Source organism: Aerolutibacter ruishenii (genome assembly GCF_007830115.1).
Classification (GTDB): Bacteria; Pseudomonadota; Gammaproteobacteria; order Xanthomonadales; family Xanthomonadaceae; genus Aerolutibacter; species Aerolutibacter ruishenii.
This window is the reverse complement of record NZ_VLKP01000005.1, coordinates 1-22,956: the sequence shown is the minus strand read 5'-3', so window position 1 is coordinate 22,956 and position 22,956 is coordinate 1. Positions and strand designations below refer to the sequence as shown.

The window sequence follows — 22,956 nt, the reverse complement described above, 5'->3', positions numbered from 1 at the left end:
TGATTCAATGGATAAAAACGGATCTTGTGAGCGATTTTTACACGTATGTCGGCTGAACCCCACTTTCTCCCTGAGAGGCAAAACACCTTCATGCACACCAAGACCGCACTCCTCATCGCCCTTGTAGCGGGGCTTGCCACCGCGTCGGCCGTCTCCAGGGCGAGTGGACAGACACAGCCCGTCACTGGCCACGGCTCCCATGGCACACACGCCCAGATGAAAAACAGTGCCAAGACGACCACGGCCGCCGCACCGACCTTCGCAGCACTGGATGCGAACAAGGACGGTTTCCTGAGCAAGGCGGAGCTGGCGAAGCATCCCATGGCAGCACATGCCTCAATGGTGGATGCGGACAAGGACGGTCGTTTGAGCGTCGCGGAATTCAAGCAGCTCCAGGGCATGTAACACCCAAGCAGCTCACGCAGCCGCCACTGACATGCCTCGCACGCGTGGCGTCACCTGGCGGCAGTGGTTCGCCTGGTCATCGCCGTGTCGCGTAAACTAATGCACCGACATGCGGGTGGCGTACATGACGCAATGTGATGAGGTTTGTGCGGCTGGCGACAGCGCAATGCTCAACCAGGGCTGCCGATGCGAGGTGGCCGATGTCGAAAGCGTCCGCAACACAATCCTGGCCGCGATTCCTGCGACGAAGGGCGCCGACCCCACGCTGCGTGCACACCTGTTCTCGCCCTATGCGCTGTTCGTGGATCGGCCGGCGCTGGAACTCATGGGTGCGGTCGCACGTACGGTATTCGAAGTCGCCGATAACGCTCGCTATGTGGAGCGCGCCTTGGCCAACGCTCCCGCGATCGCGCGCCACGACCTGGGATCTACAGGCGGAATTCTCGGTCTTGATTTCCATTTGACCACCGCCGGTCCGCGCCTCATCGAAATCAACACCAATCCCGGCGGCCTGCTGCTCAACGCACTGTTGCTTGATGCGGTGAAGTCCTGCGCGCCGCTGGCGTGGATCCCTTGGACGAGCGGTGCGGACGCACGCGCACTGGCCATCGCGGCATGGCTGGATGACCTGCAGGCGCAGTTGGGTCGAATGCCAGGCCGGCTGGCCTTGGTAGACGTGGCGCCATGCGATCAGTTCCTGCACCCGGAGTTCGAGTTGTATGCAACCGGATTCCGTGAGCGCAACGTCGATACCGTGATCCTTGACCCAAGCGAACTTGTCGTGGACGGATCGAGGTTGCGTGACACGGCGGGCGGTATCGATGCCATCTACAACCGGTTGACGGATTTCGCGCTGGCCAGCCCGGAGTGCGCGCCGCTGGCTGCGGCCTACCTGGATCGCCAGGTCGCGCTCACCCCGCATCCCAGGGCGCATGCGGTGTTCGCGGACAAGCGCAACCTGGAAATCCTCGGCGACGCAGCGTTGCTGGAGAGCTGGGGCGTCAACGCCGACACGGCGTCGCTGCTGGCGGGAACGATTCCGCGGACGCAGGAGATGAAGCCGCATGACCGGGACACCTTCTGGCGCGACCGCGGCAGGTACTTTTTCAAGCCCGCCGCCGGCTACGGCAGCCGAGGGAGTTATCGTGGCGACAAGCTGACCAGGAAGACCTGGGAGGCGATGGCGGCGATTCCGTATGTCGCCCAGGAGGTTGCACCGCCCGGAACGCGGATCCTGCACGACGGTGTGACGTTCAAGGCCGACGTGCGTTGTTTTGCCTCAGAGCGGGGCGTCATCCTGTTCTCGGCGCGCCTGTACCAGGGCCAGACGACGAACATGCGGACGCCGGGCGGCGGGTTTGCCACGGTATTGACGACGCCTGCGTAACTCAAGGCACCGCCGTTGGCCCGGGACATGGCGGGGCAGTGCAGCAGGCGAAACGTCCGCTCAAGTGGCTTCCAGTTCGCAGGAGTGTGGGCTCATGAGCTCAGCCGCAGCAGTCGCGAGATCAACCCCAAGCCCGATGGCATTGGTTTCGTGTGCGATGGTGTCGGTGCCGACGATGCGGGACAGTCCTGCCGCCTGCAGCTTTTCATACGCGTCCCCGGCAAACACCGGGTGGATGGCCACCAGTACCGGCGGCGGCAGCGCCAGTCGTTTGAGGTGCTCCACCGTTTCCAGGATGGTTCTGCCGGAGGAGACGATGTCGGGCGTCCGTCCAGCCGCCTCGCTTGCATCGGGCAGGCTGACGCGCACGTCGTAGTCCCCGTGGCGCTCTTTTCTCAATACCTGGAACGGCAACCCAGCCGCTGTCGCGATGCCGGCCACCCATTGTTCGCTTTCACTGTCGGGTCCGATCAGCATGGCGTCGGGGACCTGTGCCGCAATCCAGTGTGCAATTGCCGGGGTTGCCGACACATGCCGACACGGGATGCGATACACGGTGTCCAGCCGCACCAGTCGGTGAAGATGCGGATCAACCGCCACCAGCCAGTCAAACGTGCCTGACAGAAAACCCGCAAATATCGGCGCGCTCACTTCCTCGCCGGGATGTAACCGGGTGTCCTGCCGCATGTGCGCCAGATAGGGCGCGATCAAACCCACCGAACGGCACCAAACTCGCGAGCGGTTTGCGCGGCGAACCGCAGCGGCAGCGCCAGCGGGTCCGGATTGCGCAGGCTGGCGAGTATCGCGACATCCGTCCCGTCCAGATCGTCATCCAGGGTGACGAGCGATTCGCCATCTGGAAAATGGCGCCAGCCCAACGGGGCCATACGGGCGTCGAGCCGGGTGGCCACCACGCGTCCCAGCGCGGCATCGGCAGGGAAAGGGATCAGGACACGGTTCATTCAACTTCCTCACTGGTCACGAATTACGCAAACGGAAGCCGGTGACCGCGCCAGCGGCACCGAGGAAGTGAAGCTTGGATTCTGTAGCGTCTTTCATGGGGAACTCCAGATCAATGCTTCATGGGTGAGGAACTGTCGGTCAAACAGCCGCAGAGGATGTGGCGGCGGGAGGCGTGGCCTCATCCCGCGGCGCCAGGCGGACGCGCCTGAGCAGTAGCGCGTTGACCGCGACGATCACCGAACTGCCCGACATCGAGAGGGCGGCCATCTCGGGCGACAACGTGAACGGATAGAAGACACCCGCGGCAATCGGGAAGGCCACGACGTTGTAGCCCACCGCCCACGCCAGGTTCTGGTGCATCTTGCGCAGCGTTGCGCGGGCAATGGTGATCGCGCGCACGACGTCATACGGGTCGCTCCGCATCAGCACGACATCGGCACTTTCGATCGCCACGTCGGTACCCGCGCCGATGGCAAAGCCGACGTCGGCCTGGGTGAGGGCAGGGGCGTCGTTCACGCCATCACCGACCATACCGACCTTGCGACCTTGGGCCTGCAGCTTCTTGACCTCATACGCCTTGCCGCCCGGCAGGACATCGGCCAGCACGATGTCGATGCCGAGGTAGCGTGCGACCCGTTCCGCCGTCGGACGGTTGTCGCCCGTGATCATCGCCACCTTCACATTGCGGCGATGCACTTCCTCGATGGTAGCCCGGGACGACTCGCGGATCGCATCGGCGATCGCGATCAGGCCGGCCAGCTGTTTGCCCACGCCGACAAAGATCACCGTGCGGCCCGCGCCCGTCAGGCGCTCCGCTTCCGACTCGAGCACCTTGAGGTCGATGCCGTGTTCGCCCATCAGCAGGCGGTTGCCCAACAGGACCGGGGTGCCGTCGACGACGCCGGTCGCCCCCTGTCCATCGATATTGGTGAACCCGGTGGCGCGCGTCGCCACGCTGCCGGCGCGTTTGAGGATGGCCTGTGCCAGTGGATGCTCGGAGTGCGCCTCGACCGCCGCGGCGGTGGTGATCAGGCGGTCCTCGGTCCATCCCGGTGCCAGCGCGAGGTCGACGACCTCCGGTGCGCCAACCGTCAGGGTGCCGGTCTTGTCGAAAATGACCACGTCCAGGCCCGCGCTCTGCTCGATCGCCTCGGCATGCTTGAACAGGATTCCGTGGCGCGCCCCCAGCCCGGTTCCGATCATGATCGCCATCGGCGTGGCCAGCCCCAGCGCATCGGGGCATGCGATCACGAACACGGTGATCGTCAAGGTGAGCGAGAACATCAACGTCTGCCCGATCCACCAGTGCCAGACCACAAACGTGGCCAGACCAATGAGGATGGCCGCGAGCACCAGCCATTGCGACGCGCGGTCGGCCAGCAGCTGCGCGGGCGCCTTGGAGTTCTGCGCGTCCTGCACCAGCTTGATGATCTGCGCCAAGGCGGTGTCGCTGCCGACCTTGGTGGCCGTATAGGTGAATGCGCCACTCTTGTTGATGGCGCCGCCCACCACCGACGAACCAGGGTCCTTGCGCACGGGCATCGACTCACCCGTCAACATCGACTCGTCTACCTGCGAACTGCCTTCGATGACGGTGCCATCGACGGGAATCTTCGCGCCGGGGCGGACCACCACGGTGTCGCCGATCTTCACATCGGCCGTCGCGACGTCCAGTTCCTGGCCATCCCGGAGCACCACGGCACGTGGGGGAGACAGCTTGAGCAGGGCCTTCATGGCGTCCGAAGCACCCGCCCGCGCCCGCATCTCCAGCCAGTGGCCCAGCAGGATGAACGTCATCAGGACGGAAGCCGCCTCGAAGAAATTCGGGCCATCGAACACGAAGGTCGAGGCGATGCTGAAGCCATAGCCGGTGCCGACACTCAGCAGGATCAGCACCGACATGTCGAGGACGCCATGACGAAGCGAGCGCACCGCGGCTTTGAAGAATGGCCAGCCGGGATAGACGATGGCACCAGTCGCCCAGATGAACAACCAGACGTTCTTCCGCAACCCGAACGGCACCGGCGGCGGGTCCCACAGGCCCATGGGCGACCAGATGAAGACGGGGATCGTGAATGCCAGCGCGATCAGGAAGCGTCGGCGAATATCGCGGGCGGCCGCATGGAGGTCACCGCCATGGTGCATGCCCTCGCGGGCGTCATGACCGTCAGAGGGCGCTTTTTCTGCGGGTGTGACGTGCCTATCGTGGCCTTCTGCTTGGGCTGCGACGGGTGCGTGGTGGACATGCTTTTCGTCGTGCACATGGACTGCAGTTGCCGGTCCGGGGGCAGCGTCGGACTCCGACTCACAGACAAAGCCGCAGCGACGGATCGCGTCGGATACAGCTTCCGGGGAAAGCGTCTCGTCGAAGTCCACGGTCAGTCGCCCGGTGACGAAATTGGCCGACGCGGAAGTCACGCCGGGCAGCTTGGACACCGCTTTCTCGAGCGTTCGCTCGCAGCCCGTGGTGACCATGTCGGCGATGGGCCACGATCGCGTCCGCAACCTCGGGCTGCGGGCCGGAGCGTGGGCATGGGCGTGTTCATGTGCCATTGCATTTCTCCTTTTGACCTGCGTCGAACCAACCCGTTTCAGTCAATGCGCGGTTCGATCGAGTGCCAGTTGCTTTCGCTTGATCACCGCGTACAGCACCGGGATCACCACCAGCGTCAGCACTGTGGACGACACCATGCCGCCGACCATCGGCGCTGCGATGCGTCGCATGACCTCCGAGCCGGTGCCCGTGCTCCACATGATCGGCAGTAGGCCGGCCATGATCGCGACCACCGTCATCATCTTGGGTCGGACGCGTTCGACCGCACCTTCGATGATGGCGTCCTGCAGGTCCTGGCTGGTCAGGCTCCGGCCCTGCGCCTGCCGTTCCGACGCCCGTGCAGACAGTGCGTGATCAAGGTAGATCAACATCACCACACCGGTTTCCGCCGCGACGCCGGCCAACGCGATGAAGCCCACTGCGACGGCGACACTGACGTTGTAGTCCAGCAGCCACATCAGCCATACGCCGCCCACCAGGGCAAATGGCACCGACAGCATGACGATCAGCGACTCGGTCACGCGTCTGAAGTTCAGGTACAGCAGCAGGAAGATGATCGCCAGGGTGACCGGGATGACGATCCGCATCTTGGCCGCCGCGCGCTGCATGTACTCGTACTGCCCGCTCCAGGTGGCATAGGTTCCAGGCGGGAAGGTCACATTATTGGCCACCGCTTCCTGCGCCTTGCGCACGTAACTCCCGATGTCGCTTTCGCGCGTATCCACGTAGATGTAGGCCGAGAGCATGGCGTTCTCGGTCCTGATGCTGGGGGCCCCCTTGCTGACCCGCACCCGCGCCAGTTCTCCCAGCGGCACCTGCGCGCCATCCGGCGTGGGAACAAGCACCTGCGTGGCGATCTGCCGTGGATCGTCGCGGAGTTCGCGCGGGTAGCGCACGATCACGCCGAAACGCTCACGCCCTTCGATCAGGGTCGTGACCATTTCGCCCCCCAGCGCGGTAGCGACGATGTCCTGCACGTCGCCCGCAGGTATGCCGTACTGGGCAAGACTGTCGAGGTTGGGCTCGATGTCGATGTAATAGCCGCCCGTCAGGCGTTCGGCGTAGGCACTGGAGGTGCCGGGAACCGCTCGCACCGCACTCTCGATCGAGCGCGCCAGCTCTTCCATCTGCGCAAGATCGCGGCCGAAGACCTTGATCCCCACTGGCGTGCGGATGCCGGTTGCGAGCATGTCGGTACGCGCCTTGATGGGCATGGTCCACGAATTGGCGACGCCCGGGAACTTCAGCGCGGTGTCCATCTCCGCGACCAGTTTCTCGGTGGTCATGCCGTCCCGCCACTGGTCCTCGGGCTTGAGGTTGATGACGGTCTCGAACATCTCGATCGGCGCGGGGTCGGTCGCGCTGAGTGCCCGCCCGGCCTTGCCGAACACCGATTCGACCTCGGGGAACTGCTTGATGATCCGGTCCTGCTGCTGCAAAAGCTCCGAGGCCTTGGTCACCGACATGCCCGGCAGGGAGGCGGGCATGTACAGCAGGGTGCCCTCGTTGAGCGTGGGCATGAACTCGCTGCCCAGCTTGGACGCGGGCCACACGCTGGCGAGCAGCGCGACCCCTGCCACGACCAGCGTTGCGACCTTGTGTTTCAGCACCACGTTGATGATCGGGCGATAAGCCGCGATCAGGAAACGGTTAACCGGGTTCTTCTGTTCGGGCAGGATCTTGCCGCGCACGAACAACATCATCAGCACTGGTACCAGCGTCACCGAGAGCAAGGCCGCGCCGGCCATCGAAAAGGTCTTGGTGAAGGCCAGTGGCTTGAACATGCGGCCCTCCTGCGCCTCCAGCGCGAACACCGGCAGGAAGGAGACCGTGATGATCATCAGACTGAAGAACAGGGCAGGGCCTACTTCACGGCAGGCATCGATGATCAGTTCTGCGCGGCTGCGGGTGCCGTCATCACGTTCGATGTGCTTGTGCGCGTTCTCGATCATCACGATGGCCGCATCGACCATGGCGCCGATCGCGATGGCGATGCCGCCCAGGCTCATGATGTTGGAGTTCATTCCAAGCGCACGCATGGCGATGAACGCAATGAGCACGCCCACCGGCAGCATGACGATTGCCACCAGCGCACTGCGGGCATGGAACAGGAATATCAGGCACACCAGCGCCACGATCACGCTCTCTTCCAATAGCGTGGCGCGCAGGGTCTTGATGGCGCGGTGGATCAGGTCGGAACGGTCGTAGACCGCCTCGATGCTGACGCCCTCGGGCAGCCCACCGGCGATCTCGCTGATCTTCTCCTTCAGCCCATGGATCACCGACAGCGCGTTCTCACCGTAGCGGGCCACGGCGATGCCGGCGACGACGTCACCTTCACCGTTGAGTTCGGCAATTCCACGGCGCTCGTCCGGAACGAGTTCGACCCGCGCAACGTCGCCAATGAGGACAGGCGCACCGCCTTCTGCCCGCAGCACCAGTTTCTCGATGTCCGCCGTGCCGCGAAGGTAACCGCGGCCGCGCAGCATGTACTCGGTCTCGGTCATCTCCAGCACGCGTCCACCGACGTCGCGGTTGCTCGAGGCGATGACCTCGGAGACGCGCGAAAGCGGGATATTGAACGCTCGCAGGCGCACCGGATCGACGGTGACGGAGTACTGCCGGACGAAGCCGCCGACACTGGCCACCTCGGCGACGCCGGGGGCAGTGGTCAGCTGGTAGCGCACGTACCAGTCCTGGAGCGCGCGGAGTTGGTCGAGCGAATGCCGGGCGCTCTTCAGCACGTACTGGTAGACCCAGCCTACGCCGGTGGCATCGGGCCCCAGCGTGGGGGTGATGCCGGCGGGCAGGCTCTTCGACGCGAAATTTAGGTTCTCCAGGACACGCGAGCGGGCCCAGTACAGGTCGGTGCCGTCCTCGAAAATAACATACACAAACGAAGCACCGAAGAATGAGAATCCGCGGACGACCTTTGACTTGGGCACGGTGAGCAGGGCGCTGGACAGCGGGTAGGTAACCTGGTCCTCGACCACCTGCGGCGCCTGCCCGGGCACCTCGGTGAACACGATCACCTGGACGTCGGATAGATCCGGCTGCGCGTCCAGCGGGGTGTTCATCACGGCGTAGGTACCGGCCGCGACCACGGTCAGCGCCATCACCAGCACCAGGAAGACGTTGCGCACCGACCATTCGATGAGGCGGCCCAGCATGTCAGTGGCCCTCGTGCATGCTGTGGTCTTCCTTCACCGCCGGCTCGGTGCGATGGGCGGCATGCGGGTCGACTGCTTGGGCGCGATGGGTGGCATGCGGATCAGGCGTCGGCGACGGCCCGGTGGCAGGCGGTTGCGACGGCGACGGCGACAGTTTAGGCGTGTCGGGCTGAGCTGCGGGGCGATGCCCCTCGTGGCCCGCAGGTGCGGCTGGTGTCACGGCTGGCTCCATGCCAGCTTCCTGCGCATCGGCCGGAGTTGCCGATGCCCCATGGCCCGCATGTGCGCCAAGGCCCTGCAGCGCCGACTGCAGGTTGCTTTCCGCATCGATCAGGAAATTGGCGGAAACGACGACCTGCTCACCCTCGGCCAGTCCGCTGAGGACCTCGACGCGCCCCGCGCCTTGGGTTCCGAGCGAAACCTCCCGCGGTGAGAAACGTCCAGGGGATATCTGGACCAGCACCAACTGACGTGTTCCGGTATCGAGCAACGCCGACTTAGGCACGTTGATGACGGCTGCCTGGGTCGGCTGCTCCAGCAGCACATTGCCGAACAGGCCTGGACGCAGTTCACCCTCTGCGTTGGGCAACGCCACCCGTACGCCCACGGTACGTGTTGCCGCATCCACCACTGGCTGCACGAACGTCACTTTGCCTGCGAAGCTGCGCCCCGGCAGCGTCGTGGACTCGAACCGCGCCGATTGTCCGACGTTGATCGCGGCTGCCTGCGCCCCGGGCACTTTGGCCATGACCCACACGGTCGACAGATCGGCCAGGCGCAGGATGGTTTCACCCGCTTCAAACCGCGCGCCCTGCACAACCGGCTTCTCGATGACCACCGCACTGGCCGGCGAGGTCAGGACGAGGTTGCCACCGTCTTCCGTGCGGGCAAGGCGCGTCAACTGCGCGTCATCGATCTCCCAGTTGCGCAGCCGAGTGCGTGCGGCATCGCGCAGTCGCGCCATCGATGCCGCACTGGCGGGGTCGGACTGTCCCAGGCGTTTGGCGGCCGAGTCGGCGAGGCGATACTCCTGCTGCGCCGCGACCAGTTGCGGGCTGTATACCGCCAACAGGGGTTGCCCGGCACGCACGCGCATGCCGGTCTGGTTGGCGTAGAGCTTGGCCACCCAACCCTCGAAGCGCGGGGCGATTGCATATTGGCGGGTTTCATCGATCTCTATCGTGCCGCTCACGCGTACTTCGCTCGCCAGCACCGAGCGCTTCACGGCCTCGGTGCGTACGCCAAGGGTCTGGATCTTTTCCGGTGACAAGGTGACGGTGCCGGGTGCGGCGGGAGCCTCCTGAGCGTCGTAGACCGGGATGTAATCCATTCCCATCGGATCCTTCTTGGGCACAGGCGACGTATCCGGCAGGCCCATGGGATTGCGGTAATACAGCACCTTGCGCACGGGCGCGCCGGTGCCCGCAGTGGTGCCCGACGGTGCGTCGCTGCGGCCGGCGCGGCCAAGCATCCATCCGGCAGCAAGGGCGGCGACAACCGCGGCGATCGCGAGCGCCAAAGTCTGGTTACGGGTCATGGAGAATCTCCTTCGATGGCGCGCACTTCGGCAGCGCCCAGCAGTTCGTCACGGAGCGCATCAACGCGGGCAAGGTCCGCGCCTTGCCATTCGGTCAACGCTTCAAGCAGGGTGTTGAAGTCCACTTCGCCCACCTGGTAGCTGGCAAGGGCGGATTTGAAATTGGCGTCGGACTGCGGCAACTGGGCTTTCTCGATCAGGTGCCGCTTTTCGCGGGCCGCGCGCCATTGGGTCCATGCCACGCCAAGGCGACCGGCAAGTGCGTTGCGGGCCATCTCGGTTCGGGCCAGGGCGGCGTCTTCCATCCGCAGGCTTTCGCGTTCACGTGCGTGAAGGGCGCGACGCTGCAGCGGGATTTCGACTTCCAGCATCAGCTCATAGCTTTCGACACGGTCGTCGCGCTGCATGGCGCCCACCCCTAAGGTGATGTCAGGCCACCGGGCACGCCGTTGCAGCACCGCTGCATCGTGCGCGGCTTCGGCCAGGGCCTGGCTGGCTTGCAGGCTGGGGTGCCCGTTGTCGTCCAGACGCGCGAGCGCGTCGGTCAGCGTCGCGCTGTGTACCGGCAAGGTGGGCATCGCCGAAGGCGTGGCCAGCCCACTGTCCGCGCGTCTTCCCAGGGCCACGTTCAGCATGGCGGACGCCTCCATGCGATCGGACTGCCGCTGGATGCGTTCACGCTGCATGGTCGTGCGCTCCACCTGGGCACGGATGGCATCCTGCTGCGGGGCCAGTCCGAGCGCATAACGGACACCGGCGATCTCCTCGACCTGGTCCAGCAGTGCGATCAACCGATCAATCACCTGGGTCGATTCGTCGGCATGCCAATAGCGCACGTACGCCTGTTCGGCCTCGACCAGCAGCTCCAGCGCAGCGGCGCCACGTGCCAGTCCCGTGGCCCGTGCCTGGCCGCTGGCGACGTCACGTGCGAGGGCACGCTTGCCCCACAACGGCACGCGTTGGCGGATCTGGTAGGTGGTGGAGCCGACGTTGCCTGGCAGGAAGGCCGGATGGTCGGGGTCGATGTCGCGCAGCTCCATCGACACCATGGGATCGGGGAGGGCGCCCGCCGGAACGATCCGCGTTTCGGCGGCGTCGGCCTCGGCTTGCATCGCGCGCAACTCGGGGTTGTGCTGCAGCAGCCATCCGCGGATGGACGCGACATCACTGCCCGGCAATGCTTCGGGGGCCGTCTGCGCCAGTACCGGAGGCACGGACAGTAGCCAGGACAGCAGGAAAGCGGCAAACCATGTCCGATGGCCAAGCCAGCGGCATCCACCTGGTGGCCATCGGGTTATACGGGATACTTCGGGGCCAACGCGCACCGAAGCTGAAAGCGTCACCATGTCTCGACCTCTCCAGCACAACCCGTTGACAGGGCAGGCGGCTGATACGGTGGGGAACATGCCGTGCCATGGGCACGGCCGCCAACGACAACACGCGCCGGCACGTGAAGTGCCGTCGCGCGATGCGGGCGGGATCAGATCAGCAGGAGTGCTGCGGGGTGCGCCGTGGGGCGGTGCCACGACACTGGTGGCGGGAGGGCAGGGTGGCGGATCGGGGACGCCGGCAGAATGACAAACGTCGCCAATGCCGCCGGGATGGCCGCCGGCAGCGGCGGCAGGTCCGGAACGCGCGCGATGTCGCTGCTGAGCGTGGCCTGGCCACAGTGGGTGGGGCAGGCCGGATCGGCCTGTGGGCCGGACTCGTCATGGCAATCGTGCGAGCCGCTTTCGCCCATCTGGGCCGACACGGCATCGATCTGCGCCAATGCCATGAAGCCCATCGAGCAGGCAGGATGTCCGGCCAATACCACCTGCGACCACAACAATGCCAACATCGCGAAGATCGCGATGCGGACATGCAGCGGGCGGCGACGGCGGAAGCGTTTCATCTCATCGCGATCCTACGCCCGAACAGGGCGTCAACCTTGATCTGGATCAATCCAGCGTCTCTGCTTCCCGGCTCGCATGCCCATTTGTCATCTGGTGCGCCGACGTGATCCACAACGGGAGAACCGGGGCGCCACGGACGCCCCGGTGAAGGGACTCTCAATCAATACGGGCCCGCCCAAGCCGCAGCGCATTGCCCACCACCGACACCGAACTCAGGCTCATCGCCAGTGCGGCGATCATCGGACTGAGCAGTACGCCAAACACCGGGTACAGCACGCCGGCGGCAATCGGCACGCCCAATGCGTTGTAGAGGAATGCAAAGGCCAGGTTCTGCTTCATGTTGGCCACGGTGGCTTCCGACAGCTTCCGCGCGCGGACGATGCCACGCAGGTCGCCCTTGACCAGCGTCACCTGTGCACTGGACATGGCCACGTCCGTGCCGGTGCCCATGGCCACGCCGATGTCGGCGCCGGCCAGGGCAGGCGCATCGTTGATGCCGTCGCCGGCCATGGCCACCTTGTGCCCCTCGGCCTTGAGTCGCTGCACCAATGCCACCTTGTCCTGCGGACGCACCTCGCCATGCACTTCGTCGATACCCAGCTGGCGTGCGACGGCGTTCGCCGTGGCCACGCCATCGCCGGTGGCCATGACGATGCGCAGGCCGGCGGCGTGCAGCGCCTTGATCGCCTCGGGGGTGGACGCCTTGATGGGGTCGGCCACGGCCACCAGGCCGGCCAACGCGCCGTCAACGGCCAGGAACATCACGCTGGCGCCATCGCGGCGCAGCGCATCGGCCTGTTCGTGCAAGGGTTCGGTGTCCACGCCCTGTTCGCGCATCAGTTCAGTGTTGCCGATGGCGAGGTTGCGCCCGTCCACCACGCCGCGCACGCCGATGCCGGTGGAGGACTCGAACCGTTCCGGCGTCTGCAACACGAGGTTGCGACGTCGCGCTTCGGCGACGATGGCATCGGCCAACGGGTGCTCGCTGACCTGGTCCAGGCTGGCCGCCAGTTGCAGCACGTCCCGTTCCGAATAGCCGCCGACGCCAACCGCCTGCCGGAACGCGGGCTTGCCTTCGGTCAGAGTGCCGGTCTTGTCGACGATCAGGGTGTCGATCTTGCGGAAATTCTCGATCGCCTCGGCATCACGGAACAGCACGCCGGCCTGCGCCGCGCGGCCGGTAGCCACCATGATCGACATCGGCGTGGCCAAGCCCAGCGCACAGGGACAGGCGATGATCAGCACGGACACCGCGTTGAGCACGGCATAGGTCCACGACGGCTCGGGCCCGAACAGCCCCCAGACAAAGAACGTCGCCACGGCCACGGTCAGCACGGCCAGCACGAACCAGTAGGCGACCTTGTCCGCCATGCGCTGCATGGGGGCACGCGAGCGCTGCGCCTGCGCCACCAGTTGCACGATCTGGGCCAGCACGGTTTCCGAGCCCACTTTCTCCGCGCGGATGACCAGGCTGCCGGTGCCATTGAGGGTGGCGCCGATCACCGTGGCACCCACCGCCTTCTCCACCGGGATCGGCTCGCCGGTGAGCATCGACTCATCGACATTGGAATGGCCTTCCAGCACCTTGCCGTCCACGGGCACCTTTTCGCCGGGGCGCACGCGCAGGCGATCGCCCACGTGCACGTGGCTGAGGTCGATGTCCTCTTCGGTGCCATCGTCGCGCAGGCGGCGCGCGGTCTTGGGCGCAAGTCCCAGCAGCGCGCGGATGGCGGCACCGGTCTTGGATCGCGCACGAAGCTCCAGCAACTGGCCCAGCAGGGTCAGCGAGATGATCACCGCCGCCGCCTCGAAGTACACGCCAACCCGGCCGTGCTCATGGAACGACGCAGGGAAGATGTCCGGCGCGACGGTAGCCACGACACTGTAGACAAAAGCCGAGCCTACGCCGATGCCGATCAGCGTCCACATGTTGGGGCTGCGGTTGCGGATGGACTGCACGCAGCGCTCGAAGAACGGCCAACCGGCCCACAGCACCACCGGTGCGGTGAGCACCAGCTCCAGCCACGTGCGCGCCTCGGCCGACAACCAGGCATCGAGACGGTGGCCGAACATCGCCAGCACCAGCACGATCAGTGTCAGCGGCAGCGTCCACCAGAAGCGGCGACTGAAATCGACCAGCTCCGGGTTTTCCTCCTCGTCCAGGCTGGGCATTTCCGGTTCCAGCGCCATGCCGCAGATCGGGCAGGTGCCGGGATGGTCCTGGCGGATTTCCGGGTGCATCGGGCAGGTGTACATCGTGCCCGCGGGCGCGGCGACTTCGGGCGTGGCGGGTTTCGGCCCCAGGTACTGCATCGGGTTGGCGATGAACTTCTCGCGGCACCGCCCCGAGCAGAAGTGGTACGCCTTGCCGTCGTGTTCGGCGTGGTGTTCGGTCTTGGCCGGGTCCACCGTCATCCCGCATACGGGGTCGATGACGGTGCCGTCCGCAGGCGCGGCTTTGTGGGCGCAGCAACTATGCGTGTCCACGGGGGCTGCCTCTTGCTTGTGATGATCGTGCTCGATGGCGTCGTGCTTGCTGGCGCCGTGCTCGTGATCATCGTGCTTGTTGTGGTCGTGTGGATGGTTCATGCGTCCTCCGTGGACAGCGCCGCCAGGATGGGGCAGGCGCTCAGGTTGCCGTGACCGGGGCAGGCCGCAATCAACTGGCGCAGGCCATCACGGACACGGGTGAGTTCTTCGAGCTTGTGGTCCACGTCGGCCAGCTTGACCGTTGCCGCGGCCCGCACTGCGGCCATGTCCTCGCCCGTTCGACCGGAGAGCTCCAGCAATTCGCGGATCTCCCGAAGGGTGAATCCAAGGCCCTTCGCCCGGCGGACGAAGTTCAGGCGGGCGATGTCATCGTCATCGTAGGCGCGGTAGCCCGAGGCCTGCCGCGACGGCGCGGGAAGGATGTCGTGATTTTCGTAGTAGCGGATGGTGTCGATGGGGACACCGGTCCGTCTTGCGAGTTGACCGATCTGCATGGCAGGCGATCCGATGGCGGGGTATGGCCAAGTGTCGAGCCTTGACCATAGTCCAGAGTCAAGTCTTATGCGAGGCTCCGCACCGGAACAGACTGTTCGCGGCGCCGGGCCTCGCGGACCCGTCACTGCCCGTGCTGGGCAAACGGCGAGGTTGAACCGTCGCGCGCGACAAGCTCGACCACGTAGGGCTGGACGCGGCCGTCCGGCAGCTCCATGCCCGGCGAGCCGGCAGGCATGCCCGGAACGGCAAGACCCTTGGCGTCGGGCTTCTCGGCGAGTAGGCGCTTCACGTCCTCCGCAGGCACGTGGCCTTCGACGAAATAGCCGCCCACTTCGGCCGTATGGCACGAACCCTTGCCGTAGGGCACGGCGACGCGCTCCTTGACCAGGTTGATGTCCGCCACGTCATGGACCTCCACCCGGAAGCCCGCCTTCTGCATGTGCTCCACCCACAGGTGGCAGCAACCGCAGGTGGGGGATTTGGTGACCACCAGCAGGGGCAGGGGGGCGACCACCGCGTCCTTCGCCGCCGAGGACCTGGACGGCGCGGCTTCCGCTACGCCAGCGGCAACGGATGCCGCATCGTCCGAGCCGGAAACGCCGGTGGTCGACGTGGCAGGTGCCGACGGTGCCGCCACGGACGCGGACGCCTCGGATGCCTTCGGCACGACGGCGGACCCTGCCGTTGCCGCCTGGGACGACGAAGCGCCGCCGCACGCGGCCAGACCAAGTCCGGCGACCAGCGCGACCACCAGGGAAAGGCGCAGATTCTGCTTGTGCATGTTCATCTCCTCAGAACCATAGACGGACACCGGCGACGAACCGGGTGTCATTGACATGTTCGCCGTCCGCCTCGCGCAGGTCCGCGGTGCGGCCAAAGGCGCGTTCGTGCACCACGCCGATGTACGGCGCAAAGCGACGGGTGAATTCATAGCGCAGGCGCAGGCCGGCCTCTGCCTTCGACAGACCGCTGCCGACGCCGCGCGGTTCATCGTTCTTCGCTGCGAAGTCGAGTTCCAGCAGCGGCTGCAGGATCAGCCGGTTGGTCAGCAGCAGCTCGTACTCGGCCTCGACGTTGGCCTCGACACGGCCCCCATCGCCCACGTACGCCGTGGCCTGGACCTCGAACTTGTACGGAGCCAGTCCCTGCACGCCCAGGGCCGCCCAACTGCGTGACGGCCCCGGCCGGGTTTCCTGGCGGACGCCGCCGACCACGTCCCACCACGCCGAGACACTGCGGCCGTAAAGCACCTCGATGTCGGCGGCTTCGGTGCGGCCATCCGTGCGTTCGCCTTCGCTGCGTAGCCATAGACGGTTGAGGTCGCTGCCGAACCAGGCGGTGGCCTCCCAGGCTTCGCCGCGTCCCTCATCGGCATCCCAGGCTTCCAGCCGGTTGAAGTTCACGTACCAGTTGAAGTCCGATGCGTGCTCCATGTGCTGGTGCAGGGTGGGGAACGCGGCGGCGCGATCGGCATCGTTCACGGGGGGGATCGGCGTGCGTGGCATGTCAGGCGCGGCGGCATGGGCCATATGCCCTGCATGCTCGTCCTGCGCGTGCGAACCATGCGCGTCTTCCACCGGCTGGCTGGCTTCATGACGGGCATGGCCCGCATGCGGATCCTCTGCCTTTGGAACAGGCGTCGGCCGCGCTTGCATCGCGTGCGGATCCTGTTCGCCATCCTCCTGCGCGGATTGCGCGGTCGCGTGTCCATGATGTCCGGCATGATGCTGCGCGAGCGCCGCCGACGGCAGCAGCGTAGCAACCGAAAGGGCCAGCAACGTGAGGGCAGGGGAGCGGCTCATGCGCGTTCCTCCACGCGCACTTCGCGCATCATCCCGGCTTCCATGTGCATCAGCAGGTGGCAATGGTAGGCCCAGCGGCCGAGTGCGTCGGCGCGCACGCGGTAACTGCGCCGAGTACCCGGCGGAATGTCCACCGTGTGCTTGCGCAGGTGGAATTCACCCTGTTCGTTTTCCAGGTCACTCCACAGCCCATGCAGGTGGATGGGGTGGGTCATCATGGTGTCGTTGACCAGCACGATGCGCATCCGCTCGCCGTAATTGAGGCGCAATGGCTCGGCATCCATGAACTTCTGCCCATTGAACGACCACGCGAACTTCTCCATGTGGCCGGTGAGGTGCAGTTCGATTTCGCGGCCCGGCTCACGGCCATCAGGGTCATCGAACAGGCTGCGCATGTCCGCGTAGGTCAGCACCTTGCGGCCGTTGTTGCGCAGACCTATGCCCGGATCATCAAGTTTCGGCGCAACCGCCATGCTCTGCATGTCAACGAGCGGGTTGCCGTGCTCGCTGGCAGGGTGCCGCACCATGCCGTTTGAAGGGGCGCCGGCGCCATGCCCTGCGTGCGCATCCTGCATCGTGCTACCCATCATTGCCGCGCCGCAACCACCTTCCATTCCTTTCATCGTGGATGCAGCGCCCATGCCCATCGCCGCGCCGCAACCGCCTTCCATGCCTGCCTTGCCGTGCGCGCCATGGCTACCGTGCCCCATGTCGTCCATGGTCAGCAGCGGGCGGGGATCGAGATTCGGCAACGGCGCTTCAAGGCCATGGCGAACCGCGAGCGTGCCGCGGGCGTAGCCGGTGCGCCCCATGTCCTGGGCGAAGATGCTGAAGGCCTCCTGCCCAGCCGGCTCCACCAGCACGTCAAAGGTTTCCGCCACGGCGATGCGGAACTCATCCACGGTCACGGGGTGGATGTACTGGCCATCGGCGGCCACGACGGTCATCTTCAACCCGGGGATGCGCACGTCGAAGTAGGTCATCGCCGCGCCGTTGATGAAGCGCAACAACACCTTCTCACCCGGCTTGAACAGGCCGGTCCAGTTACCCGCCGGCGCAGCGCCATTCACCAGGTAGGTATAGGTGTGCGCGTTGACGTCGGAGATGTCGGTGGGCGTCATCCGCATCCGCCCCCACATGCCGCGGTCCTGCAGCGTGGCGGACAGGCCATCGTCACGCACGTCGCGCATGAAATCGCCGACGGTGCGCTTGTAGTAGTTGTCGTACTCGGCCATCTTCTTCATGCGGCGGAAGAGGGCACCCGGGTCCATGTCGGTCCAGTCCGACAGCAGCACCACGTGCTCGCGGTCGTAGTGGTAGGGCGCGGGTTCACGCGGATCCACGATGATCGCGCCATACAACCCCTCCTGCTCCTGCAGCATCGAGTGGCTGTGGTACCAGTACGTGCCGGCCTGGTTGAGCTGGAAGCGGTAGGTGTAGGTTTCGCCCGGTGGAATACCGTCGAAACTCAGGCCAGGCACGCCGTCCATGTTCGCCGGCAGGATGATGCCGTGCCAATGGATCGAGGAATACGCGTCGCGCAGGTGGTTGGCCACGCGCAGGGTCACGGTATCGCCCTCGCGCCAGCGCAGGACCGGCGCTGGCAACGAACCGTTGACGGTGGTCGCCATCCGCGCTCGCCCGGTGAAATTGACCGGCGATCGGCCGATGGATAGATCGAACTCGGTGCCCCGCAGTTCGGGGCTCGCGGTGGCAGCCTGCGGTTGCGCGGCAAATGCCGGCCAACGTGCAAGGCCGCCCAGCGAGGCAACGCCACCGACGGCAAGACCGGTGACGAAACGGCGACGCGCCAGGTTGGCGCCGCCAGCAGAGGAATCACGAAAAGACATTTTGACTCCGCACAGGATACGGACGGGGCGAAAACCCGACGTGGCGGGTGCCCATGGAGGCGCTGGATTCAAGCCTGAATGCTACGTGGCTTCGGTGGCCCGAAAGGCGCGTGTCGCCGGTTCAGGCGATGGGAGGTCTGACCGGCTGCCGAAGCGACGGATCGTCGCGACTGGGTAGATTCGCGGCCCGGTAATGGGCACCCAGGTCCTCGCCGCCGACGCCCTGCGGGACCGGCCACACGGCCATCAGATACTGTGAACAGACGCCGGCACAGGCCGCCATGTCGCAGGATTGGGCAGGGTCCTCGCAGCAGCCAGTCTCGACCGGAGCTGGCACCGACGGAGCCGGGGCGGCCTGGCTGGATGCGTTTGCCGCCGTCTCGTGGCAGGAGCTGCCACCATCCGCCATCAAGGCGTCGGACTGCATGGGAACGTTGCCATGGGTCAACGGCGCGACAGCCGCAAGCGCAACCGACCCGATCCCGTTAAGGATCAGGCACATCGCCAGCAACAGGTGTGCGATCAGGCGCGGCATGACGCCACTACTTTACCAGCGGGCGAATGGAATGTGGCCGGCAGGCGATGGGCCAGTCAGTTGGCCGTGGGGGGGCGAGCCCCAGAAAGGCGATCCCGGCAGCAAAGGCGAAGGACGCCCGGCGAACTCATGGACGCCAGGACCGCCCGTTTGCGTTAGTTTCTAGGCATCTGGCAAGTGATAGCGGAAGTCGATGGCCGGTCAATCTTCAATGTGCATTCTCGTTTGTGGCGGGGCCGGCTATATCGGCAGCCATACCTGTGTAGCGCTGGCGGAGCGGGGCCACCGTGTGGTCATCGCGGACAACTTCTCCAACAGCTCACCGCAGGTATTGCCGAGGCTCGAACGCATCACCGGGGTGCCGATGGCATGTGAACGGGTCGACCTCCGCACGAAGGCACCCCTGGCCCGCCTGTTTTCACGCTACAGGTTCGACGCGGTCGTGCATTTCGCGGCGCTCAAGGCCGTGGGGGAGTCCTGCGCCCGGCCGCTGGACTACTTTCACAACAACATCAGCGGCACGATCAACCTGCTGCAGGCCATGGAACACGCCGGCGTGCGGCGCCTGGTGTTCAGCTCATCGGCAACGGTCTACGGCAATCCGGAGGCCGTGCCGATCACCGAGGAAGCCCGGGTGGAGGTCACCAATCCTTATGGCCGCACCAAACTGGTAGTCGAGCAACTGGCCAGCGACCTGTGCCGGGCCAACGGTGCGTTCCGGGTGGCCAACCTGCGCTATTTCAACCCGGTGGGGGCGCACCCCTCCGGGCTCATCGGGGAAGACCCGACCGGCGTCCCGAACAACCTGATGCCGTTCATCTGCCAGGTTGCAGTCGGGCGACGCCGCAAGCTCAATGTCTTTGGCGGTGACTATCCGACGCCTGACGGAACGGGTGTGCGTGACTATCTCCACGTCACCGACCTGGCCGAAGCCCATACCGACGCACTTGAGTACCTCGCGTCGCACGACGGTAACCTGACCGTCAACCTGGGTACCGGGAACGGAATCAGCGTCCTGGAATTGGTGCGAGCGTTCGAGAACGCGTCGGGTCGCAGCGTTCCGTTCGAGATCGTCGCGCGTCGCCCGGGGGATGTGGCCGAGGTCTATGCGGACCCGTCGATGGCACGGCGACTGCTGGGCTGGCGCAGCCGGCTGGACCTGGACGCGATGTGTCGTGATGCGTGGCGCTGGCAATCGATGAACCCGGAAGGGTATCGGCGGAACCGGTTGCACCCGGTGCGGCGGCCGCTTGTCGGGGTCGGCGGATTCGTTCAGGCGCAATTACCGTCTTCTTTAACATAATAGGCATTATGCGAAGTTGTGGAGACGCGACGATGGGGGGTCAGCCGAGATACGTGTAAAAACAGTGCACAAACGCGGTTTTAGCGTTCTGTATCAAACGCTTAGGCCGGTTTCGCTGCGCCGCAGCAATTCAGAAGTCTCCTACAGGTTTCGCGGCGCAATCCGACGGCAATAGCTTTGTGATCCGCTCATGCTGTGTGCCGCCGGCCAGATTAGATCTGGCGCCACCCTAGCTGGAGCACGCGCTCATGGACGAGTACCGGAACACCCTTATGTCGGCAGTAGATGCAGCCTGTCGCGGCGACCTGCAGGCGCTACTCATCGCTCAGTGGATGTTGAGCTCATTGCGGTCGGGCATGGTTACGGCAGCTGCTGACCACGCCACCCCGCCGGATCAGTAGTTCGATGGGCGGACCAGACCCGCGCTTGCGACGCCTTGCGGCAAAGACACCGTTGCCGGTTCTGGTTGCCAGACGTAGGCCAGCACCTGCTCGATCCCTTGGACCCCTGACGCCTCGATGAGCTCGATCGGCCTCCTCCTGCCGAGCTCTGCTCTCGGCAGATGCACCCAGTGCGGATACCAGACCCCAGCGCGCACGTAGCGCTGGGCGCCGGCATGGACTTTGAGTAGCAGGTCCAGTCGCACTTCGAACTCCGGGGTCGTGTGGCCAAGGACGTGCGGCCAGCGGCGCCGCGGCAGGCTCCAGGCCACCATGAGCGCGTGCGCACGCCAGCGGGCCGCGGCGTCGGGCGGTGGCCCGTCGCCCCACCAGAGGTCCGCCCAGTAGTAGCGCTCCAGTTGAGCCCGCAACGCATGGGAGGTCGCGGCCGCGTCCCGCGAATCCGACCATTGAATGAGTCTCCTGTGCTGGTCCGCGGGCCACTCCTCTTCACTGGGCAGGACGGCAAGCCAGCTGGGCAGCCTCCAGACGTGCCGCCGGGTGAGCCAGTAGATGATGTGTTCGTACCGCGACAAGCTCAGGGGCGGCACGTCGTCCCAGAGGTTCCCGACGACCTGGGTCGGCAAATCGAGCCCATGCGCCGCCCAGAGATCCTCGAGCCGGTGCGCGCGAGCCCACGGCGAGCTGACCACCACCTCCACCAGCTCCGCATACGGACCCAGCCCCTCCAGCAGGGTACGTAGACGCGCCGACGCCCCCTCTCGGCCTGCTTCACCGGGTTCGCCCGTGCTGTCGAGATCGACGAACAGGAGCACGGCCTCACCGGTAGAAGGTGTGGGTGTAGTCGAGAAGGGCCGACGCGCCGCCGGGCTCCACCAGTCGCTCGATCGGTGGCCGGCCGAGCCCGACATTGGACCCGCGTAGCCACTGCTGCGCCCCGTGTTGATCTCCGGCCAGATGCTCCAACCGGTACGCGAGATGGATCAGGCTCAGCGCGCTATGCCAGGCCGTCGACCCAGCCTCGAGCTCGCCGGACGGCGCCTGCAGCTCGAGCGCTTGGAGCAGTTCCTGGTCGCTCAGGCCCAGCCAGGCGGCGGCGCGGCCCACGGCCTTGGCGAGTACTTCCCCGGGCGCAACCTCACTCGCGGTCCCATCGGCTCCATCCATATCAATGCGAGACCGTCGGGCGGCGAACCCAAACCGGCGGGAATTCCGGCATTGCGACCCAATCCGGCGGCTCGGCCGGCTCGTAGCTGCTCAGGTCGATCGGCAGGCGCGGCTCGCGGTCATTGGTTTGCAGTGCCAGCGCCACCGCCCGCGCCACGCGCTCGGCGAACGCGTGCGGCACGGCGACCACCGCCAGCAGGCCCGTCGGCTCCACGGAGCCGGCCACGTGTGCGTGCACGAGGTGCACGGCCTCGGCGGCCTCGATGGGCCTGACGGCCTCGACGACCAGTTGCCCGATCCAGGCATCCTCGGGGAGCGCCGGCGAGACGTCGACAGGCGCATCGGGAACGGACGTCGGCGCCATGGCGGCGCTGCCATCCGACAGCAGCGCCAGGATCTCCTCCGGGTAGAGGGTGGTCGAGACATCGTTCGGGTCGAGCATGAACGTCGCGCCGGGCGCGCTCATGAAAAGATCCCAGCCTCGCACCTGGCCCACGCGGACCGCGCCTCGGGCCGCGACCGCCGCCTTGCCTTCGTCGGTGAACACCGGGATCACCGTGAGTCCATCCGGCCGGGTGAAGCACACGAGCTGCAGTGCACGCGATGAGGGCTTGAGCGGCAGATGCACGTAGAGCCGAGCTGTCAGCAGCGCGCGCAGGAAATCCGGCTCATGCCGCGGATCGGCTACCGACAGGGAAATCAGGCGTTGGAGCTCGGCGGTCGACGTCATGCCCCTCAGTATTACTTAGAGGTTTTGGCTCCTGCAGGCTTCGCGGTCCGGCCCGGGCGGGGGTTCGTGCTTGTTCGCGCTCGTGCGCGTTTTGCGATCGGCGCCGGTGCGAGCGCTGACTCCAAACTGCGCCGAAGCTCGGCCTGCTGCGCCTCCAGCGTCTCTCGTCGCGCCCGTTCTGCCGACAGATCCCGCGCCAGCTGCGCCGCGGATGTCCGCACCTCAACGAGTTCGGCGTCGAGCTGACGCAGGCGCGTCGAATGCGCCCTCTC

General features: G+C 65.8%; 20 protein-coding genes. 3 read left to right on the top strand and 17 right to left on the bottom strand.

Annotated features, from left to right (window positions below; all coding sequences use genetic code 11):
• Positions 1–90: 90 nt before the first annotated feature.
• Positions 91–405: an EF-hand domain-containing protein gene (locus tag IP93_RS15895; RefSeq protein ID WP_242006788.1), complete on the top strand. Its 315-nt coding sequence runs from the start codon at positions 91–93 to the stop codon at positions 403–405.
• A 124-nt stretch (positions 406–529) separates the two neighbouring features.
• Positions 530–1,792: a hypothetical protein gene (locus tag IP93_RS06950; RefSeq protein WP_144813727.1), complete on the top strand. Its 1,263-nt coding sequence runs from the start codon at positions 530–532 to the stop codon at positions 1,790–1,792.
• A gap of 60 nt (positions 1,793–1,852) precedes the next feature.
• On the opposite strand, the gene IP93_RS06945 is transcribed toward IP93_RS06950, so the two are convergent.
• The 13 genes from IP93_RS06945 to IP93_RS06890 all read right to left on the bottom strand — a co-directional run bounded on the left by IP93_RS06945 (position 1,853) and on the right by IP93_RS06890 (position 19,083).
• Positions 1,853–2,509 (bottom strand): ribose-phosphate diphosphokinase, encoded by a 657-nt coding sequence (locus IP93_RS06945; RefSeq protein WP_242006787.1) that lies wholly within the window; start codon positions 2,507–2,509, stop codon positions 1,853–1,855.
• Complete coding sequence (locus IP93_RS15890) at positions 2,500–2,754, bottom strand: hypothetical protein (RefSeq protein ID WP_242006786.1); 255 nt, start codon at positions 2,752–2,754, stop codon at positions 2,500–2,502. The genes IP93_RS06945 and IP93_RS15890 overlap by 10 nt, the downstream gene beginning before the upstream one ends.
• Positions 2,755–2,893: 139 nt before the next feature.
• Positions 2,894–5,308, bottom strand: coding sequence for a heavy metal translocating P-type ATPase (locus tag IP93_RS06940; RefSeq protein WP_242006785.1), 2,415 nt, complete (start codon positions 5,306–5,308; stop codon positions 2,894–2,896).
• A gap of 42 nt (positions 5,309–5,350) precedes the next feature.
• Complete coding sequence (locus tag IP93_RS06935; RefSeq protein WP_144813724.1) at positions 5,351–8,479, bottom strand: efflux RND transporter permease subunit; 3,129 nt, start codon at positions 8,477–8,479, stop codon at positions 5,351–5,353.
• Between the two features lies 1 nt (position 8,480).
• Positions 8,481–10,016, bottom strand: a complete 1,536-nt coding sequence (locus tag IP93_RS06930; protein ID WP_144813721.1) for an efflux RND transporter periplasmic adaptor subunit — start codon at positions 10,014–10,016, stop codon at positions 8,481–8,483.
• Positions 10,013–11,230: a TolC family protein gene (locus IP93_RS06925; RefSeq protein WP_242006784.1), complete on the bottom strand. Its 1,218-nt coding sequence runs from the start codon at positions 11,228–11,230 to the stop codon at positions 10,013–10,015. Before IP93_RS06925 ends, IP93_RS06930 begins: the two co-directional genes overlap by 4 nt.
• 266 nt (positions 11,231–11,496) lie before the next feature.
• Entirely contained in the window at positions 11,497–11,910 is a 414-nt protein-coding gene (locus IP93_RS06920; protein ID WP_144813716.1) for a hypothetical protein, read from the bottom strand.
• A 157-nt stretch (positions 11,911–12,067) separates the two neighbouring features.
• The gene (locus tag IP93_RS06915; protein ID WP_144813714.1) at positions 12,068–14,500 is read right to left on the bottom strand and encodes a heavy metal translocating P-type ATPase; all 2,433 of its coding nucleotides are present in this window, start codon (positions 14,498–14,500) and stop codon (positions 12,068–12,070) included.
• Positions 14,497–14,895, bottom strand: a complete 399-nt coding sequence (locus tag IP93_RS06910) for a heavy metal-responsive transcriptional regulator (protein ID WP_144813711.1) — start codon at positions 14,893–14,895, stop codon at positions 14,497–14,499. Before IP93_RS06910 ends, IP93_RS06915 begins: the two co-directional genes overlap by 4 nt.
• Before the next feature lie 122 nt (positions 14,896–15,017).
• On the bottom strand, positions 15,018–15,677 hold the full coding sequence (locus tag IP93_RS15765) for a DUF411 domain-containing protein (protein WP_199747135.1): 660 nt from the start codon (positions 15,675–15,677) through the stop codon (positions 15,018–15,020).
• Positions 15,678–15,687: 10 nt separating this feature from the next.
• Complete coding sequence (locus IP93_RS06900; RefSeq protein WP_144813709.1) at positions 15,688–16,698, bottom strand: copper resistance protein B; 1,011 nt, start codon at positions 16,696–16,698, stop codon at positions 15,688–15,690.
• Positions 16,695–18,548 carry a copper resistance system multicopper oxidase gene (locus IP93_RS06895; protein ID WP_144813706.1) on the bottom strand — a complete coding sequence of 618 codons (1,854 nt, stop codon included), beginning with the start codon at positions 18,546–18,548 and terminating at the stop codon, positions 16,695–16,697. The genes IP93_RS06900 and IP93_RS06895 overlap by 4 nt, the downstream gene beginning before the upstream one ends.
• 121 nt (positions 18,549–18,669) lie before the next feature.
• On the bottom strand, positions 18,670–19,083 hold the full coding sequence (locus IP93_RS06890; RefSeq protein WP_144813703.1) for a CopL family metal-binding regulatory protein: 414 nt from the start codon (positions 19,081–19,083) through the stop codon (positions 18,670–18,672).
• Between the two features lie 211 nt (positions 19,084–19,294).
• Here IP93_RS06890 and galE point away from each other — a divergent pair, with 211 nt between their 5' ends.
• Entirely contained in the window at positions 19,295–20,386 is a 1,092-nt protein-coding gene (gene galE, locus IP93_RS06885) for a UDP-glucose 4-epimerase GalE (RefSeq protein ID WP_144813701.1), read from the top strand.
• Between the two features lie 394 nt (positions 20,387–20,780).
• On the opposite strand, the gene IP93_RS06880 is transcribed toward galE, so the two are convergent.
• The 4 genes from IP93_RS06880 to IP93_RS15800 form a co-directional block, all read right to left on the bottom strand.
• On the bottom strand, positions 20,781–21,602 hold the full coding sequence (locus IP93_RS06880) for a hypothetical protein (protein ID WP_144813698.1): 822 nt from the start codon (positions 21,600–21,602) through the stop codon (positions 20,781–20,783).
• A 4-nt stretch (positions 21,603–21,606) separates the two neighbouring features.
• On the bottom strand, positions 21,607–21,894 hold the full coding sequence (locus IP93_RS06875; RefSeq protein ID WP_144813696.1) for an antitoxin Xre/MbcA/ParS toxin-binding domain-containing protein: 288 nt from the start codon (positions 21,892–21,894) through the stop codon (positions 21,607–21,609).
• A 61-nt stretch (positions 21,895–21,955) separates the two neighbouring features.
• A complete protein-coding gene (locus IP93_RS06870; RefSeq protein WP_144813693.1) occupies positions 21,956–22,684 on the bottom strand; it encodes an SseB family protein in 729 nt (242 codons plus the stop codon).
• An 11-nt stretch (positions 22,685–22,695) separates the two neighbouring features.
• A partial coding sequence (locus IP93_RS15800; RefSeq protein WP_206751978.1) for a hypothetical protein occupies positions 22,696–22,956 on the bottom strand: 261 nt, incomplete at its 5' end.

Coding starts and splice junctions, on each gene's coding strand:
- IP93_RS15895 (WP_242006788.1), top strand. CDS start 91: ATGCACACCAAGACCGCACTCCTCATCGCCCTTGTAGCGGGGCTTGCC.
- IP93_RS06950 (WP_144813727.1), top strand. CDS start 530: ATGACGCAATGTGATGAGGTTTGTGCGGCTGGCGACAGCGCAATGCTC.
- IP93_RS15890 (WP_242006786.1), bottom strand. CDS start 2,754: ATGAACCGTGTCCTGATCCCTTTCCCTGCCGATGCCGCGCTGGGACGC.
- IP93_RS06940 (WP_242006785.1), bottom strand. CDS start 5,308: ATGGCACATGAACACGCCCATGCCCACGCTCCGGCCCGCAGCCCGAGG.
- IP93_RS06935 (WP_144813724.1), bottom strand. CDS start 8,479: ATGCTGGGCCGCCTCATCGAATGGTCGGTGCGCAACGTCTTCCTGGTG.
- IP93_RS06930 (WP_144813721.1), bottom strand. CDS start 10,016: ATGACCCGTAACCAGACTTTGGCGCTCGCGATCGCCGCGGTTGTCGCC.
- IP93_RS06920 (WP_144813716.1), bottom strand. CDS start 11,910: ATGAAACGCTTCCGCCGTCGCCGCCCGCTGCATGTCCGCATCGCGATC.
- IP93_RS06915 (WP_144813714.1), bottom strand. CDS start 14,500: ATGAACCATCCACACGACCACAACAAGCACGATGATCACGAGCACGGC.
- IP93_RS06910 (WP_144813711.1), bottom strand. CDS start 14,895: ATGCAGATCGGTCAACTCGCAAGACGGACCGGTGTCCCCATCGACACC.
- IP93_RS15765 (WP_199747135.1), bottom strand. CDS start 15,677: ATGCACAAGCAGAATCTGCGCCTTTCCCTGGTGGTCGCGCTGGTCGCC.
- IP93_RS06900 (WP_144813709.1), bottom strand. CDS start 16,698: ATGAGCCGCTCCCCTGCCCTCACGTTGCTGGCCCTTTCGGTTGCTACG.
- IP93_RS06895 (WP_144813706.1), bottom strand. CDS start 18,548: ATGTCTTTTCGTGATTCCTCTGCTGGCGGCGCCAACCTGGCGCGTCGC.
- IP93_RS06890 (WP_144813703.1), bottom strand. CDS start 19,083: ATGCCGCGCCTGATCGCACACCTGTTGCTGGCGATGTGCCTGATCCTT.
- galE (WP_144813701.1), top strand. CDS start 19,295: ATGTGCATTCTCGTTTGTGGCGGGGCCGGCTATATCGGCAGCCATACC.
- IP93_RS06870 (WP_144813693.1), bottom strand. CDS start 22,684: ATGACGTCGACCGCCGAGCTCCAACGCCTGATTTCCCTGTCGGTAGCC.